The organism is Streptodolium elevatio (assembly GCF_040649515.1).
Lineage (GTDB): Bacteria > Actinomycetota > Actinomycetes > Streptomycetales > Streptomycetaceae > Yinghuangia > Yinghuangia elevatio.
The window spans coordinates 1-15,501 of sequence record NZ_JBEZFP010000093.1; the positions used below are offsets into that span (position 1 = coordinate 1).

Here is a 15,501-nt window from a genome sequence, read left to right on the forward strand (position 1 = left end):
TCGCAAGGCGCAGGCCCGAAGCTCGTACTCGGTCGTACTCGCGAGGGTCTGCAACGCGGCGAGGTGGGGTGCCGGGCGCCGGGAACCGGTGAACCCTTCCGGTCACAGCACTAAGACAACGGTGCGGGGAGGGGGAGGCGGGTGGCCCGGCGGTCATGGCGGGACCGGCGCGGCGCGGCGCGGTGCACCACGGCAACACCACCACGCATCGCGGCGACACCACCACGCACCACGGCCGCACCACCACGCACCACGGCTACACCCACCACCACCGATCTGGACGAGGGGCGGACCATAATGGCGCACACTCCCGAAAGCGACATCCTCACAACCGGGGTGGTCGTCACCGGCGGCGCGTCGGGGATCGGGTTGGCGACGGCCGAGGCACTCGCGGCCTCCGGCCGTCCGGTCGCCCTGTGGGACATCGACGGCGGCGCGGCCGAGGCCCAGGCCGAGCGGATCGCCGCCGAGAGCGGGAGCAAGGCCGTCGGCCTCGCCGTCGACGTCCGCGAAACCGAGGCCTACGACACGGCGTTGGACGCGTCGCGCGGCGCGCTCGGCAGCCTCGGGGGACTGGTGCACGCCGCCGGCGTCGTCGACGGGCGTGGCGTGGACGGCCTGGACGACGCGAGCTGGGCGCCGGTCGCCGACGTGAACCTGCGTGCCTACGCGCTGCTCACGCGCGCCATGCTGGGCGACCTCCGCAGCCACGACGGCTCGGCGGTGGTCGGGGTCGCCTCGATCAACGCCATCGCCGGCAACGCGGCGAACCCCGCCTACTGCGCCGCCAAGGCAGGCATGCTCGGGCTCACCCGCTCGCTCGCCGCATCCCTGGCGACGGACGGTATCCGGGTCAACGCCGTCTGCCCCGGCTACATCGAAACCCCCATGCTCGCGGCCGCGTTCGCGAAGTCCGGTACTCGTGCGCGCATGGAGGGCGGCAATCCCATGAAGCGCCTCGGACGGCCCCACGAAGTGGCGGGCGCCGTACGGTTCCTGCTGGGCCGTGAGGCGAGCTTCATCACCGGCACGCAGATCGTCGTCGACGGCGGGACGACGGCCGTCGTCCACTGACCAGACGGTCCATCAACTTCGGTCCGCCGCCGCGCGGACGGGAAAGGGGAACCATGGAGTTCTCGATGTCCCTGCCGCTGCTGCTCGACCCGGGCGCGCGCGACCCCTACCGCGAGACCTTCGAACTCGCCCGCATCGCCGAGGAGTCCGGTTTCTCCACCGTCACCATCGGCCACCACCACTTCATGCCCGGCAACCTGCCCGACCCGCTGACGTTCCTGGCGACGGTCGCGGCACGTACCGACACGCTGCGCGTGGGCACCGGAATCTTCCAACTCCCCGTGCACAACCCGGTACGCGTCGCCGAGCAGGTCGCGCTCATCGACCAGATCTCGGGCGGACGCGTCTCGCTCGGCGTCGGCATGGGCTGGTGGCCGCTCGAATACCAGGTGCACGGCTCGGAGTTCCGACAGCGCGGCGCACGCATGGAGGAGGCCCTGAAGATCCTCCGCCACGTCTGGACGACCGAGAACCAAGGCTACGAAGGGCGCTTCTGGTCCTTCCCCGAACTGACCGTGCACCCGCGCCCCGTGCAGGACCCGCATCCGCCCCTGTGGGTCGCGGGCGTCGCCGACGCGGCGGTCGACCGCGCGGCACGGCTCGGCGACGCATGGCTGTGCGGACCCGTGCAGTCCCTCGCCAAGGCCCAGTCCTGCCTGGACGTCTACCGCGCCTCGTGCGCGGAGCACGGCACGCGCCCCGACTGGATCCTGCGCCGGTACGCCTGGCTCGGCACGGACCGCAAGCAGGTGGCCCGCGACGTGCTGCCGCACTACGTCGGCGGACTCATGGAGCACTGGCGCGAGTCGGCCGAGGACGACATCGAGAAGGCGCTGTTCGCCCGCCTGGACGCGGGCGAGGACGTCTCGCCCGAGGAGATCGCTGCCGACCGGCTCCTGTGGGGAGCGCCGGACGACGTGGTGGCGCAGGTCCAGGCGTACGCCGACGCCACCGGCTGTACCCACGTACATGCCGCCTTCGGCGCGGGCCTGCCCGGCAGCGTCGCGCAGGCCTCGCTCGGGACTTTCGACGAAATCGCGGCGATGGTAAGGCTGTTCGGGCGCGAGGTGATTCCCGCTTTCGCCGCCTGACGAGCCCTGTCGGAGTGGTGGCGCCCACGGGGGACGCGGGCCGCCGCGGTGGTCCGGTCCGCCGGTGCCGAATTGGCCGGTGACCGGCGATACGCGGCATGTGAGACTGGCGGCGCAATTGTCCTCGCCGGTCTCGGCCCGGGGGAGGCCGTCCCGCGAGGGGTCGGCCGTACCGGGGCGTGGCCGTCCTCATGTGGGAGTGGTCCATGCAGGTCGCGGTCGTCACCTTCGACGGGTTCAACGAGCTCGACAGCTTCATCGCGTCGTCGCTCGTCAATCGGTGCCGGTCGCAGGGCCTGAGCGCCTGGATCACCACGCCCACGCCCGTCGTCACCTCGATGAACGGCGTCGAGGTGACCGGGCAGCGGCCGCTCGGGTTCATCGGCGAGGCCGACGTCGTCCTGATCGGCAGCGGTATCAAGACGCGCGACGTCGTGGCCGACGACGCCCTGCTGGCCCGCCTGCCGCTCGACCCCGAGCGGCAGTTGATCGGCTCGCAGTGCTCGGGTGCGCTGGTGCTCGCGCGGCTCGGCCTGCTGGACGCCATGCCCGCGTGCACGGACACGACGACGCGCCCGTGGGTCGAGGAGTGCGGGGTGACGGTGCTGGACGCGCCGTTCCACGCCGAGGGCCGCATCGCCACCGCGGGCGGCTGCCTCGCGTCCCAGTACCTCGCGGCATGGACGATCGCGCGGACCCTCGGCGACGACGCCGCGCGTGCCGCGATCGAATACGCGGCGCCGGTAGGCGAGAAGGCCGAGACCGTCGAGCGGGTCATGGCCGCGGTGCGCACCGGCGCGGCGGCGTCGCGCTGAGATGACGACACAGGAGCAGACGCCCTCGGGGAGACGCACCGGCAAACGTGCCGACACATCTGACACCGACACATCTGACACCGACACAACTGACGCCGACACAACTGACGCCGACACAACTCACGCCGATACATCTCACGCCGACACATCCGACGCTGACCTGTCCGCAGACGGCATCGCGCGCATTCAACGGCGTACCGTGCGCACCCTCGTGCTCGCCCAGGTCGTGGGCGGCATAGGCGTCGGTTCGTCCCTCGCGGTCAGCGGGCTGCTGGCCGAGGATCTGTCCGGCTCGCAGGCGCTGTCCGGGCTTGCGGTCACCGCGATCACCCTCGGCGCCGGCCTGTGCGCGATACCCCTGGCCCGCCTCGCGGACCGCCGCGGCCGCCGGATCGCCCTCGCGACCGGATGGGCCACCGCGACGGTCGGCGCACTCGGCGTCATCCTCGCCGCGGTCCTCGGCTGGTACCCGGCGCTTCTCGTCGCCTTCGTCGTGTTCGGCGCGGGCTCGGCCGCCAACCTCCAGTCCCGCTACGCCGCCGCAGACCTCGCCGACGACTCGACGCGCGCCCGGTCGCTCGCGATCGTCGTGTGGTCGACGACCATCGGCGCCGTGCTCGGCCCGAACCTCAACACCCCGGGCGCGGCCGTCGGGCGCTTCCTCGGCCTGCCGGAGCTGGCCGGGCCGTATGTCTTCTCCGCCCTGTCGTTCGCGGCGGGCGGCGTCATGATGTGGGTCCTGCTGCGCCCCGACCCCCTGCTGGTCGCGCGGCGCCTGGCCGTGGCCGACGAGTCCCCGGCGGCCCCCGCCGATCGAGCCGCCGTCCCCGACCCCGCCGAGCCGCTGCCGACGACCGAGCCGCTGCCGACGGCGCCGCCCGTCCCGCGTTCGTCCTGGGCCGTCGTACGAGAGTCGCGGACCGCGACCCTCGCCCTGGCCTCGGTCGTCCTCGGCCACGCCGTCATGGTCTCGGTGATGACCATGACACCCGTACATATGCGCGACCACGGCGCCGACCTCACGATCGTGGGCCTGACGATCAGCCTCCACATCGCGGGCATGTACGCCTTCTCGCCGCTCGTCGGCTGGGCGGCGGACAAGCTGGGCCGCATCCCGGTCATCGTCGCGGGTCAACTGATCCTGCTCGGCGCGGTGCTGGTCGCGGGGCTGTCGGGGCGTACGGTCCCGATGACAGTCGTCGGCCTCGTCCTCCTGGGCCTCGGCTGGTCGTGCTCGATGGTCGCCGGGTCCGCGCTGCTGGCCGAGTCGGTGCCGCAGCGCGAGCGGCCGCGGGTGCAGGGCACGTCGGACCTCATGATGAACCTCGCGGGCGCCGCCGGCGGGGCGCTGTCCGGCGCGGTGCTGGGCGCGGCCGGGTACGGCGGGCTCAACGCCGCCGCGGGCCTGATCGTGCTGCCGGTCCTCGCCGTCGTCGGCGGGTACGCGCTGGGCCGTTCGAGGACAACGCAAGGGACCGCATAGAAGACCGCATAGAAGACCGCGTAGAACTCCGGCAGGAGACGTCGCAGACTCCGCGCAGAACCCCACGCAGAACCCCACTCAGAACCCACTCAGAACTCCGCGCAGAAGAAGGACAGCCGCCCGCTCCTGTCGAGGCGTCCCGTCGAGGCGCCGTCCGGCCGGCGTGGGCCTGGCCCGTGGTCGCTCGAGATGTCGGCCCTCCCAAACCGACCTATGTTTGAGCAAACCGGGCGGTTCCTCGCTCGGGCTGTCTACCGACGAGGGGCACCGATGCAGCAGTCCCGAGTGGTCGTGGTCGGCGCGGGGTTCGCCGGATTCGAGACCGTACGGCATCTGGAGAGATCGCTCTCGGCGCAGGACGCCGACATCACGCTGATCAGCCCCGGCGGATACATGCTCTACCTGCCGCTGCTGCCGCACGTCGCGGCGGGCGTCATCTCGTCGCGGTCGATCGCCGTACCGCTGTACCGCATGCTCAAGCGCGCCCACATAGTCCCCGGCGGCGCGATAGGCGTCGACCTCGACGCGCGGGTCTGCGTGGTCCGCAAGATCACCGGCGAGGTCGTCAACGTGGCGTACGACCACATCGTGCTCACCCCCGGCAGCGTCACGCGTACGTTCGACATCCCCGGCCTCGACAAGTACGGCCGCGGCATGAAGAACCTCGCCGAGGCCGTCGCGCTGCGTGATCACGTCATCGCCCAACTCGAACTCGCCAACTCCAGCTCCGACGAGAGCGAGCGCCGCGCGCGCTGCCAGTTCGTGGTGGTGGGCGGCGGCTACGCGGGCGTCGAGACCGCGGCGTGCCTTGAGATGGTCACCACGTCGGCCCTCGACCACTTTCCGCGCCTCGACCCGTCGCAGGTGCGCTGGACCGTCGTCGACGTCGCGCCCCGCCTGATGCCCGAACTCGGCGAGAACCTGGGCCGGGCGGCGCTGGAGATACTCGCGCGCCGAGGTGTCGACGTACGCCTCGGGACGAGCGTCAGCGAGGTCACCGAGGACGCCGTCACCCTGACCAGCGGCGACGTACTGCCGTGCCGCACCCTCGTGTGGACCGCGGGCGTCGCGGCCAGCCCCCTCATCGCCGCCCTCGGTGCGGAGACGGTACGCGGGCGGCTCGCCGTCGGTGCGGACCTCGCCATCCCAGGGCGGCAGGACGTGTTCGGGCTCGGCGACGCGGCGGCCGTACCGGACCTGGACAAGGGCGACGGAGCCGTCTGCCCGCCGACCGCGCAGTACGCCATGCGGCAGGCGAAGGTCGCGGCGCACAACGTCGTCGCGGCCATCAAGAACAAGCCCTTCAAGGAGTTCCGGCACAAGGACCTCGGCCTGGTCGTCGACCTGGGCGGCACCGAGGCGGTCGCGCGGCCCCTCGGCCGGGAACTGCGCGGCCTGCCGGCCCAGGCCATCACGCGCGGGTACCACCTGATGGCGTTGCCGTCGTTTCGGGCCCGGGCCCGGGTGGGGGCGAACTGGACGCTGCACGCGGTCGCCGGCGACGACTTCGTCCGGCTCGGGTTCCTGTCGGGACGTACCGGGGCGCTGTCCGACTTCGAGCACACGCACGCGTACCTCTCGCGCGAGGAGTTGGCGCAGCAGACGCGCCACTGACGTCTCCGCCTGCGCTCAGTGCCCGGCCGCGGCAACGGCCCGCGACAAGGACTTGACGACCTCGGCCGCCAGCACCGCCTGGCCGGCCGCCCTGAAGTGGATGCGGTCCGAACTGATCAGGTCGGGACGGTCGTTCACCGGGTGGTCCCACATCTCGACGAGCACCGCCTCGTGGTCCGCGGCCAGTTCGCGGACGATGCCGTTGAGGGTGCGTACGCGGTCCGGCCAGTCGGCGAACCGCGGCACGACGAACGCGCGGCCGAACGTGAACACCGTCAGCCGGGCACCGGTGGCCGCCGCAACTCCGTAGAGTCGCCGCAGCGTCCGCTCGATCGCGGCGAAGTCCGGGGCGGCCTGGAACAGGTCGTTCGCGCCGGTCGGCACGTGTACGAGATCCGGTCGGAACGCGGCCATCCGCTCCACCTGTGCCGCCAGCACGCGTTCGGTCGTGGCCCCGACCTCCGCGGTGTTCAGGTACGCGAGTTCGGGTCGCACCCGCCGCAGGATGTCGGCCACCCGATCCGACCAGCCCATGGTGGTGTACCCGGGCGTCGGCTCGCCGGTTCCCGCGGAGAGGCTGTCGCCGATGACGGCGAACCGCCGCCAGGGGGCGTCGGCGAGCATCGTCGCGGCCTTGGCGGGCGAGAGGCACGAGGGGTCGGTCTCCTCGGTGAGCGGCAGCCGCTTCGCCGGCGCGGCCTGCGTCGTCCGAGCCACCCGAGTCGTGTGAGCCGTCTGAGTCCTCTGAGTCATCGTCATACAACTAAACGTACGACCGTTCGTGCTTTTGTGGCAAGGCGTGGCAAGATGGCGCCATGAGCCCGAGCCCTCCGCGTGCGACCACCGACCAGCGACTGCTGCGCGGCGCACGCGCCCGGTGGACGATCGCCCGCCACGGCGCCGACGTCGCGTCGGCCGAGGGGCTGAGCGGCCTGAGCATCGGGCGCCTGGCCACCGATCTGGGGCTGAGCAAGAGCGGCGTCGCGACGTTGTTCGGCACCAAGGAGCAACTGCAGTTGGCGGTGGTCGAGGCGGCGCGGAAGGCGTACGTGGACGCGGTCGTCCGCCCGGCGCTGGCACACCCCGCGGGCGCGGCACGACTGCGCGCCCTGGTCGACGGCTGGTTCGGGTACGCCGAGCAACCCCTCTTCCCGGGCGGATGCTTCTGGGCGGCGAACCTCCCCGACTTCGACAGCCGCCCGGGGCCAGTCCGCGACGCCCTCCGCGCCCAGCGCGGCGAATGGCTCACCCTGCTCGCCGACCAGATCCGCCGCGCGGTCGACGACACCGCGGACGACGCACCCACCACCGGCGCAGCCGGCGAACTCGACCCGGAACTCACCGCCTTCCACCTCGACGCCGTCTTCGTCGGCACCAACACGGCCCTGCGCCTGGGCGATCCGAACGCCCTACCCCGAACCCGCCGCATCATCGAAAACCTGCTGGCCCCGATCACCTGAAGCCCGAGAGAACTTGCCCCGCCCCGCCCAAGGCACCGGCCGCCAGGCGGGCCTGACGTGGTGTCGGCAGCCGGCCGTAGGGTCGCCGCATGCTTCTGTACGACGACGACGCCCGGCTGCGGGCGGAGCTCGTGGCCGTCACCGCGCTCGGCCGCCGCATCGCCGAAGACGTGGCCCGTGGCATGGCCGCTGATGCGGCGAGGGCCGGTGTGAAGGGCGCCGAACTGGCGGAGACTCATGTGACCGTGCCTCAGGCGCCGGGGGTTGCTGCGCCGGAGCCTGATGCCGGGGCCACCCGACATGCGGTGAGCCACACGGTCCTGCTGAGTTCGCGCGACCTGTATGACGAAGAAGACGGCGACTTCGATGCGGATCTCGACGGCGATCCTTCGCTGCTCGACGCGGCGTACGTCGCCCTGGAGGGGGACTGCGAGGCCTTGACCGACGCATTGGCGCACTGCTGGGGGCGCGCGCCGGAGGACGCGGTGTTCGTGTCGGAGGAAGTGGAACAGGCCGTGTTGACTGTGCAGACGGCCGACGGGACGCCGCGGTATTCGGGCTTCATCAGCTTGTGGCGCTTTCCCGGCTGTTGGCTCGGCTTCGGCGTTCGGTGCGTGGGTGAGCGTCCGCCCGTGGAACTGGTGGCTCTGTCTGGGCCGTTGCACCTTCTTGCCGGGGTTGAGGGCAACTGAGTGCCGGGTCGGCGAAGCATGTGCGCGAACGGGATCTTGGCGGTGCAGGGGTGACTTGCCGGAGTGTCCTGATTGTGTGGTGGGTCGGCGGCCAGGGGCGGCGTCGGAGCGCTGTGCGGGACCGTGGTTGACGGGGGCATCGAGCTGACGCAGGCTCAGGCGGCGGATGTCGCGCGGTGGTTCGCCGCGGTGCGGGACGCGTACCGCAGCCAGGCAAGAGAGTTGCCGTTCCGCCACCACGACCCGATGCCGCGAGATTGCGCCAACTTCCGAGTCCCGCAAAGCGGACGTGGGACTCCTCATGATCCAGGCGTCGTGCCAGAATCCTCATCCTCTACGGCATCGGGCCGTGCGGGTGAACGCGACTCAGGGAGTTGGGGAGACGCCGACGTGGCGCGACGGGGTGCGGCGCAAGCCGGGGGCGCAGGGCGGGCCGACGCCGACCCGCGCGGGCAGGAATCCGGGAACAAGGGCGCACCCGCCCCGGAGCGGGCGACAGACGGCAAAGGGGACCAGGCGGTGGCCGGGAATCGCCGGAGACCGGCCCCTGTCCCCCAGACGCTCGCCCGGCCACGGCTCAACGCGCAGCTCAACGCCGTGCTCGACCGCCGACCCGTCCTCCTCGCGGCCACCGCCGGGCACGGCAAGACCACGCTGCTCGACCAGTACGCCGCCATCTGGCCCGGCCGGGTCCGGCGCATCAGGTGCGATCCGGACGACCGCCGGTCGGCGGCCGAGGTCTGCGCGGACGTACGTGGGTCCGCCGCCGACGACACCCTCGTCGTCGTCGACGATCTCCACCATCTACCGCACGCCGCCCAGGTATTCGAGTCCCTGGCGGCATCCGCCCGCCCGCCACGGCTCCTCGTCGCCACCCGCCCCGTCGCCGCGCTGAACCTCTCCCGCGCCGAACTCGCCCACACCGTCCTCATCGGCGCCGACGACCTGCGCCTGCGGTGGTGGGAGGTCGACCGCCTGCTCACCGACGTCCACGGCAGGCCGCCCGACCCCGTCCTCGCCTGGGACGCCACATGGCTCACCGGCGGATGGGCCGCGCCACTGCACGAATACCTGCTCTGCACCCGCGACCTGAGCGCCCGTCAGGCCCGCCTCACCCTCACCGCGCCCGGAGTCCCCTTCGCCGCCGGGTACCTCGACCGCCAGATCCTCGACGGACTCGACCCCGACGTCGTCGCCTTCCTCACCCGGACGGCGATCATGAACGGCCCCACGGCCGCCAACTGCGCCACCGCCGACACCCCCGCGGCCCGAGCCGAGGCGGCGGCGATGCTGCGGCGTGCCGAACGCGCCGGAGTGCTCGCACGCAAGGGCGCCGAGTACGTCGGCGAAACCCTGCTGCGCCACCTGCTCGTCCACCGTTTCGCGACCACCGACCCCGGTGCGCCGGGGGTGTTCGCGGCAGCCGTCCGCCCCATGCGGGAGGCGGGGGACCCGGTGGGTGCGGCGTGGGCGGCGTATCTCGCTCGCGACCGCGCCGCGCTCCGCGAACTCATGGACCGCAACCCGCTGATGATCGCCGCGGCGGTGCCGGAGCACTGGCACGGGATGCTGCGTACGCTCGCCGGGCCCGCCCGCCCCGTCGACCGCCAGGCGGCGCGCATGGTCGCCGGGGACTGCGAGGTGTTCGCGGAGCCCGAGGAGGAGTCGCTGCGTGCGTCCGCGCGGGCCGTCAACGACATCATGGACGGCCCGCTGCGCCTGGCCGAGGTACCCGAACTCCCGCGCGGCGCCGAGGGCGAGATCGTCCGGGCCGTCGCGCTCATGGGGACCGGCGACTACCGCTCGGCGATCGCCGCCTTCGACGCCTACCCGCGCGACCTCGGCGGTCCACCCGCCGCCGCGGCCGAACTCTTCGGCGTGCTGGCGGCGTTGCTCGCGGGGCACGGATGCGACGTACGCGTGCTCGAACAGGCCGCCCAGCGGGTCGCGACGGTGGGCCCGGTATGGCTCGCCCGCGTCGCCCGCGCCGGGCTCACGTTGACCGGCGCCGACGAGTACCGCAGCGAGGCCAGGACCGTGCGCGTGGCGTGCGAACGCCTCGGTGACGCATGGGGGGCCGCGCTGGCCGGCCACATGGACGCCTGCGCGGGAATCCTGCGCGGCGAACCGGACCCGGCCGCACTGGACGCCGCCGCACGCGGTTTCGCGGCGGCCGGCATGACCGCGGCAGCCCCGTGGGCACTCGCCTTCGGAGCCCTGGCCCGAGCGCAACTGGCGGAGCCCGGAGCGGGCGAACTCGCCCTGCGTGCCGAGGCCGAGGCCGTCCGGTGGGAACTCCCCGGCGCGTCGGTGATCGCCCGCTGCGCGCGCCTGCTCGCCGAACCGGACACCTCCGGAACCGACTACGACGAACTGGTGGCGGACGCCGAACGGCTCGGGATCCACCTGCACGCCTTCCTGCGGTCGCGGCGGGACGCCGGGGCCGCCCCCACGGCACCGGTCGACATCCGCTGCTTCGGCGGCTTCACGGTGCGGCTCGGCGGCCGACCGCTCGACCTGCTGCGCATCGCCCCGCAGAGCAGGGTGCTGTTCCGGCTCCTGGCCCTGCACGCGGGGCGCCCGGTGCACCGCGAGGTCCTGGCCGCGGCGATGTGGCCGGACGCCCCGGCGGACGCCGCGTTCCACCGCCTCCAGACCGCCGTCTACAAGCTGCGCCGGTTCCTGGAGCCGGGTCGGGGGCGGCGCGGTGCTTCGGAGTTCGTGCCGTTCGAGGACGGGGCGTACCGGCTGCGGCTGCCGGAGGGCTCGTACCTCGACATTGCGGCGGCCGAGGACGCGCTCGCCCGCGCACGGCAGGCCGCGGCGCGCGGAGACGTGGCCGCGGAGGCGCGGATACTGCGCGAACTCCTGGCCGTCGCCGACGCGATCCTGCTGCCGGAGACCGGCCCGGAGGAATGGGTGGTCGGCCCCCGCGACCGCTGGCTCGACGCCGCGAGCGACGCGCGGAACCGCCTCGCGGAGTTCGCCTCGTCGTAGGGGATGCGCCGGTGCAGGGATGACGCGCCGTCGGGACGGGCTGGCATGCTGCGGGTGCTGCGGGTGCTGCGGCTAGGCGTCAGCCCGGGTGCGGTTCGGTGCTGTCGCGGCGGCCAGGAACATCGGGACGGCGACGAACAGGCGTCCGTGTTGGGCGCGTTCCCGCTGCTCGGCGACCCAGGACTCGGCCGATCGGGTGGGGACGAGACCGGCGTCCGCGGTGGCTCTGGCGATTCCTTCCAGCAGCGCGAGGGCGAACCCGTCGGTGAGCACTGGGGTGTGCACTTCCACGGCGACGTCCGTGCAGCCTGCGTCCAACAGCAAGTTGCGGTAACCGCGGGCGGCGCGAGGTGAGGTCACGAGGTCGGCCCGGCCGTGCACGATGGCCCGGGTCAGCGCGGCGTCGTCGGAGTCCACGACCACCGTGTCCCAGTCCTGGCCGATCAGGACGATGCGTCCGCCGGGGGCGAGGACGCGAGTCGCCTCCGCCAGCGCCCGGGCCGGGTCGTCGAGTTCGTGGAAGACCTTGTCGGCGCGGTAGCCGGTGAGTTCGCCGTCGCGGAACGGCAGGGCGTAGGCGTCCCCGGAACGGAAGTCGCCTTCGGGGAAGCGGCTCCGGGCCGTGGCGAGCATCGTCGGGTCGGGGTCGACGCCTGTGGCGCGGAATCCGCGGTCACGGAGTTCGGCGACCGCACGCCCGGCTCCGCAGCCCACGTCGGCCACGGCGGTGGGTGTGCGGAGGAGGTCGTACGACCGCCCGCGCAACTCGGCCGCCCCGGGTGCGGCCTCGACGGCGTCGAGGAGGGCGATCAGGGCTGTCGAGTCGGCAGCGGTGGTGTCGGTGGCCGCGCCGGAAACGGTGGCGGTGGCGGATTTGGTGTCGGTGTCGGTGGCGGGGTGCTTGGACATGCGGCTCAGCGTGCGACTTCAGGTCGGCCTGAAGTCAAGCGGCGACGCCGGTAAGGGTCGAGGGTGCCGAGCGGCGAAGGGGGTGAGGAGCGTTGCGTCGCTGGACATGGTCGTTCGGCGCGCGCGTTAATGCCGTTCATGAAGGACGCACAGTTGGCCATCGGGCCGGCCGCTGAACGCTTCGGTCTCGCGACGCACGTACTGCGCCATTGGGAGGACGAAGGGCTGTTGTCGCCGCCGCGCGACGGCGGTGGTCGGCGCCGGTACGGGAACGAGGACCTGTTCCGCATCGCGGCCATCCTGCGGGCCAAGGAGGCGGGCTTCGATCTGGTGAGCATCCGGGCGATGCTCGCCGACACGGACGTACGGCGCCGACGGCACGCGTTGGAAGCGCAGCGGACCGCGCTGCGGCGCCGCATCGCGGAAGCGCAGGCGGCCCTGGACCTTGTCGACTGCGCCCTCGGATGCGATCACGACGACATGGCGACATGCCCGCATTTCCGGCGGTTCTTGGCCGAGCGGGTCGGGGGAGATGCGCTCGCGAACAAGAGCCAGAGCCAGAGCCAGGGCGAGAGCAAGAGCGAGAGCGCGAGCGACGACAACGCCGCGCGCCGCGTGACAGGCTGAAGCGTCCACCGGCGTGTTTCTCCTGGGGTGCCGCGTGGCCTGCAGCCTAGAGTCGCCAGCATCTCGTCACGGCGGCGTCGAGGCGTCGGCGTACGGGTCGCGCCGGAGCAGGTCTGGCGCGTAGGCAGGCGAGCGAGGGAGCAGGGCCATGGAGCCTCCCAGGACCCCGCACGGATCGGAGCCCACCGACGCGCCCGGAGGCGCGGGTGAGGGCGCGGGTAGGCGCGATTTCCTGCGCCGCCTGTCCGTCGGCGGAGCCGGGCTCGCGCTGACCGGTGCCTTACCGCTGGTGTCGGCGGGACACGCGCACGCCGACACCAGCACGGACGCGACCGCTGATGCGGGCACCGGCGCGGCCCGCGACCCCGCCGCCGGGGATGCCGGCAACACGAGCGCGATCGTCATCGTCGGCGGAACCCTGATCGACGGCACCGGTGCGCCTGCCCGTCCGAACCAGGCCGTCGTCATCGTCGGCGACCGCATCGTGTGGGTCGGCGACGGTGCCGGGCGGGCACCGATCCCGTCCGGCGCGCGCATCGTCGACGCGCGCGGGAAATACGTCATCCCCGGCCTCTCGGACACGCACACGCACTGGACGGTGCTGGAAAAGATCGTCCCGCCGCTGTTCATCGCGAACGGCGTCACTTCTGTGCGCGAAATGTGGGGCTACCCCGAGGTACGCGATGTGCGCCGCCGGATCGACAGCGGCGAACTCCTAGGTCCGCGCATGGTGATGGCGAGCACGGTCCTGGACGGCACCGTGTCGCTCTTGGGGCCGCCGTCCGTGCGCGTGGGCACTCCCGAGGAGGCCCGGGCCGCCGTACGCCAGGCGAAGGCCGACGGCTGCGACTTCATCAAGATCTACTCGTACCTCAGCCCGGAGTGCCTGTACGCGATCGCGGACGAAGCCCGTTTGCAGAACCTGCCGTTCGCGGGCCACCACGCCTACCGGCTGTCGGTCGGCGAGGTCAGCGACGCGGGCATGCGCAGCTTCGAGCACCTGCACGGGATGCCCGTACCGCTCTCGTCGGACGAGGAGGGCTTCCGCCGCCAGATCGCCGCAACACCGATGGACCCGGCGGACCCGCGCGCGTTCTTCCGCACGATGCGCGAACTGGAACGGCAGGCGGCGGGCATGTACGACCCGGCCAAAGCCTCGCGCGTGTACGCCCGTTGGGTCCGCAACGGCACCTGGCAGTCGCCGACGCTGACGGTGAACCGCGTGATGTCGTCGCCGGCCGACACGTACGCCCGCGACCCCCGGCTCAAGTTCATCCCGCCGGACCTGCGGCAGTTCTGGGCCGACGCGGTTCGCGTGTACGCACCGGCCACACCCGAAGAGATCGCTCAGCAGAGGGAGTTCCTGGACCGTCGGCTGGCCATGGTGCGCGAAATGTACGTGGCCGGGGTGGGCATCCTCGCCGGGACAGATGTCGGCAACCCTTACTGCTTCCCGGGCTTCGGCATCCACGACGAGCTGGAACTGCTCGTCGAGGCCGGACTCACCCCGATGCAGGCGCTGTGCACGGCGACGCGGGACGCGGCCCGCTTCCTGGACCTCGACCTCGGCACCGTCGCGCCGGGCAAGGCCGCCGACCTGGTGCTTCTGGAGGCCAACCCGCTGCGCGACATCCGCAATACGCGCCGCATCGATTCGGTGGTGACGCGGGGCCGACTCATCACGCGCGCGCATCGGCAGCAACTGCTGGCCGATGCGGAAGCTGCGGCGCAGGAGCCGAGCACGAGTACGAGCGCGGCCGCCGGAAGGACCGGCGCACGAGCCGCCATGCCTGCGTGCGGGTGCTTCCCGATGCCGGCAACTGTCTGACAGCACTGAGCACCCCGCTGATCGCGCCGTACGATCCGTGCACGCCAGACGCGCGCTCCGCCGGAAACGGCCCGGCTCCGGGCGGCAGTTCGCTCGGGCGCCGGGCCGTCACGCGCAGATCGCGTCGGTTCTGTCCAGCATGGCGGCATCTTCCCTGCGGACGTGCCAACGTGCCAACGTGCCGACGCCCCGAAGGCCAACGTCCCACAGCCGAAGCGCCACGTGTTGGCGCGCCCACGAGCAGTCGTCCGCCGGCCGCGCCCAGCGATGTGCCGTCGAGCTTCGGTCGATCAGCGTCGCTCTTTAGTAAATGATGGTTCGTTTACTAACGTGCCGCAGCGGGTGTGCCGACCCGCCAACGCCAACGCCAACGCCGACGTGTCCACGCGCCGAAGGGTCGCAGCGCCTCGGCCAGCTGGCTGCCCTCATTAGTAAATGATTATTCATTTATGAACGAGGTCGGGCGGCTGCGCCGACATCCGTCGTCCCCGACTGGCGAAATCCCTTGAGGGCCGGGTCGTTGGTGGGCGTCCGTGAGTAAACGACGGTTCGTTTACTAACCGGGGGCTGGTGCGCCACAGGGCACGTCGTTGCGGCGAGCGGTCACTGCGACTGGCCATCACGGCTGGGCCCGCGACTCGGCACTGCGCCTTGTCGCGGCGCGGTGTAGTGGCGCGGTGTAGTGGCGCGGCGTAGTGGCATGACCTCGTCGTACGGGCCGCCGCGCGGTCTCGTGGCGAACTCCGCAGGCGAATGGCCCCGGGGCGCGCGACGGCGAAATCGCGGGCTTGGAACGGGGGAGGGGGCGGGCGGTCCGGCGGTGCGATCGGCGCCGCGTTGACCCGCGGCATCCGGTCGAGCGCTGGGCCTCCCGCCCCCACGGCGGTTCGCGCCGCCGTTTCCCCCGTTCC

Annotated in this window: 12 protein-coding genes; 10 read left to right on the plus strand and 2 right to left on the minus strand. The window is 72.3% G+C overall.

From position 1 onward, the window contains the following. Positions 1 to 297 precede the first annotated feature (297 nt). The 5 genes from AB0C36_RS29210 (at position 298) to AB0C36_RS29230 (ending at position 6,077) form a co-directional block, all read left to right on the plus strand. Positions 298 to 1,074, plus strand: coding sequence for an SDR family NAD(P)-dependent oxidoreductase (locus AB0C36_RS29210; RefSeq protein ID WP_358359679.1), 777 nt, complete (start codon positions 298 to 300; stop codon positions 1,072 to 1,074). 53 nt (positions 1,075 to 1,127) lie between these two features. Continuing rightward, a complete protein-coding gene (locus AB0C36_RS29215; RefSeq protein WP_358359682.1) occupies positions 1,128 to 2,165 on the plus strand; it encodes an LLM class flavin-dependent oxidoreductase in 1,038 nt (345 codons plus the stop codon). Between the two features lie 206 nt (positions 2,166 to 2,371). Continuing rightward, a complete protein-coding gene (locus AB0C36_RS29220; protein ID WP_358359759.1) occupies positions 2,372 to 2,980 on the plus strand; it encodes a type 1 glutamine amidotransferase family protein in 609 nt (202 codons plus the stop codon). A gap of 199 nt (positions 2,981 to 3,179) precedes the next feature. Next, on the plus strand, positions 3,180 to 4,463 hold the full coding sequence (locus AB0C36_RS29225) for an MFS transporter (RefSeq protein ID WP_358359683.1): 1,284 nt from the start codon (positions 3,180 to 3,182) through the stop codon (positions 4,461 to 4,463). A gap of 270 nt (positions 4,464 to 4,733) precedes the next feature. Further along, the gene (locus AB0C36_RS29230) at positions 4,734 to 6,077 is read left to right on the plus strand and encodes an NAD(P)/FAD-dependent oxidoreductase (protein WP_358359686.1); all 1,344 of its coding nucleotides are present in this window, start codon (positions 4,734 to 4,736) and stop codon (positions 6,075 to 6,077) included. Between the two features lie 15 nt (positions 6,078 to 6,092). Here AB0C36_RS29230 and AB0C36_RS29235 read toward each other — a convergent pair whose 3' ends face one another. Then, the gene (locus AB0C36_RS29235) at positions 6,093 to 6,794 is read right to left on the minus strand and encodes an SGNH/GDSL hydrolase family protein (RefSeq protein WP_358359690.1); all 702 of its coding nucleotides are present in this window, start codon (positions 6,792 to 6,794) and stop codon (positions 6,093 to 6,095) included. A gap of 98 nt (positions 6,795 to 6,892) precedes the next feature. Between AB0C36_RS29235 and AB0C36_RS29240 the strand changes: the two genes are divergently transcribed. The 3 genes from AB0C36_RS29240 to AB0C36_RS29250 all read left to right on the plus strand — a co-directional run bounded on the left by AB0C36_RS29240 (position 6,893) and on the right by AB0C36_RS29250 (position 11,226). Continuing rightward, a complete protein-coding gene (locus tag AB0C36_RS29240; protein WP_358359692.1) occupies positions 6,893 to 7,537 on the plus strand; it encodes a TetR/AcrR family transcriptional regulator in 645 nt (214 codons plus the stop codon). An 89-nt stretch (positions 7,538 to 7,626) separates the two neighbouring features. Further along, positions 7,627 to 8,229 (plus strand): hypothetical protein, encoded by a 603-nt coding sequence (locus AB0C36_RS29245; protein WP_358359694.1) that lies wholly within the window; start codon positions 7,627 to 7,629, stop codon positions 8,227 to 8,229. Positions 8,230 to 8,748: 519 nt separating this feature from the next. After that, the gene (locus AB0C36_RS29250) at positions 8,749 to 11,226 is read left to right on the plus strand and encodes an AfsR/SARP family transcriptional regulator (RefSeq protein WP_358359697.1); all 2,478 of its coding nucleotides are present in this window, start codon (positions 8,749 to 8,751) and stop codon (positions 11,224 to 11,226) included. 72 nt (positions 11,227 to 11,298) lie between these two features. Here AB0C36_RS29250 and AB0C36_RS29255 read toward each other — a convergent pair whose 3' ends face one another. Then, complete coding sequence (locus tag AB0C36_RS29255; protein ID WP_358359699.1) at positions 11,299 to 12,135, minus strand: methyltransferase domain-containing protein; 837 nt, start codon at positions 12,133 to 12,135, stop codon at positions 11,299 to 11,301. A gap of 138 nt (positions 12,136 to 12,273) precedes the next feature. On the opposite strand from AB0C36_RS29255, the gene AB0C36_RS29260 reads away from it, so the two are divergent. Both AB0C36_RS29260 and AB0C36_RS29265 read left to right on the plus strand, forming a co-directional pair. Next, complete coding sequence (locus AB0C36_RS29260) at positions 12,274 to 12,762, plus strand: helix-turn-helix domain-containing protein (RefSeq protein ID WP_358359701.1); 489 nt, start codon at positions 12,274 to 12,276, stop codon at positions 12,760 to 12,762. A 148-nt stretch (positions 12,763 to 12,910) separates the two neighbouring features. Further along, complete coding sequence (locus AB0C36_RS29265; protein WP_358359703.1) at positions 12,911 to 14,590, plus strand: amidohydrolase family protein; 1,680 nt, start codon at positions 12,911 to 12,913, stop codon at positions 14,588 to 14,590. Positions 14,591 to 15,501: the final 911 nt, after the last annotated feature.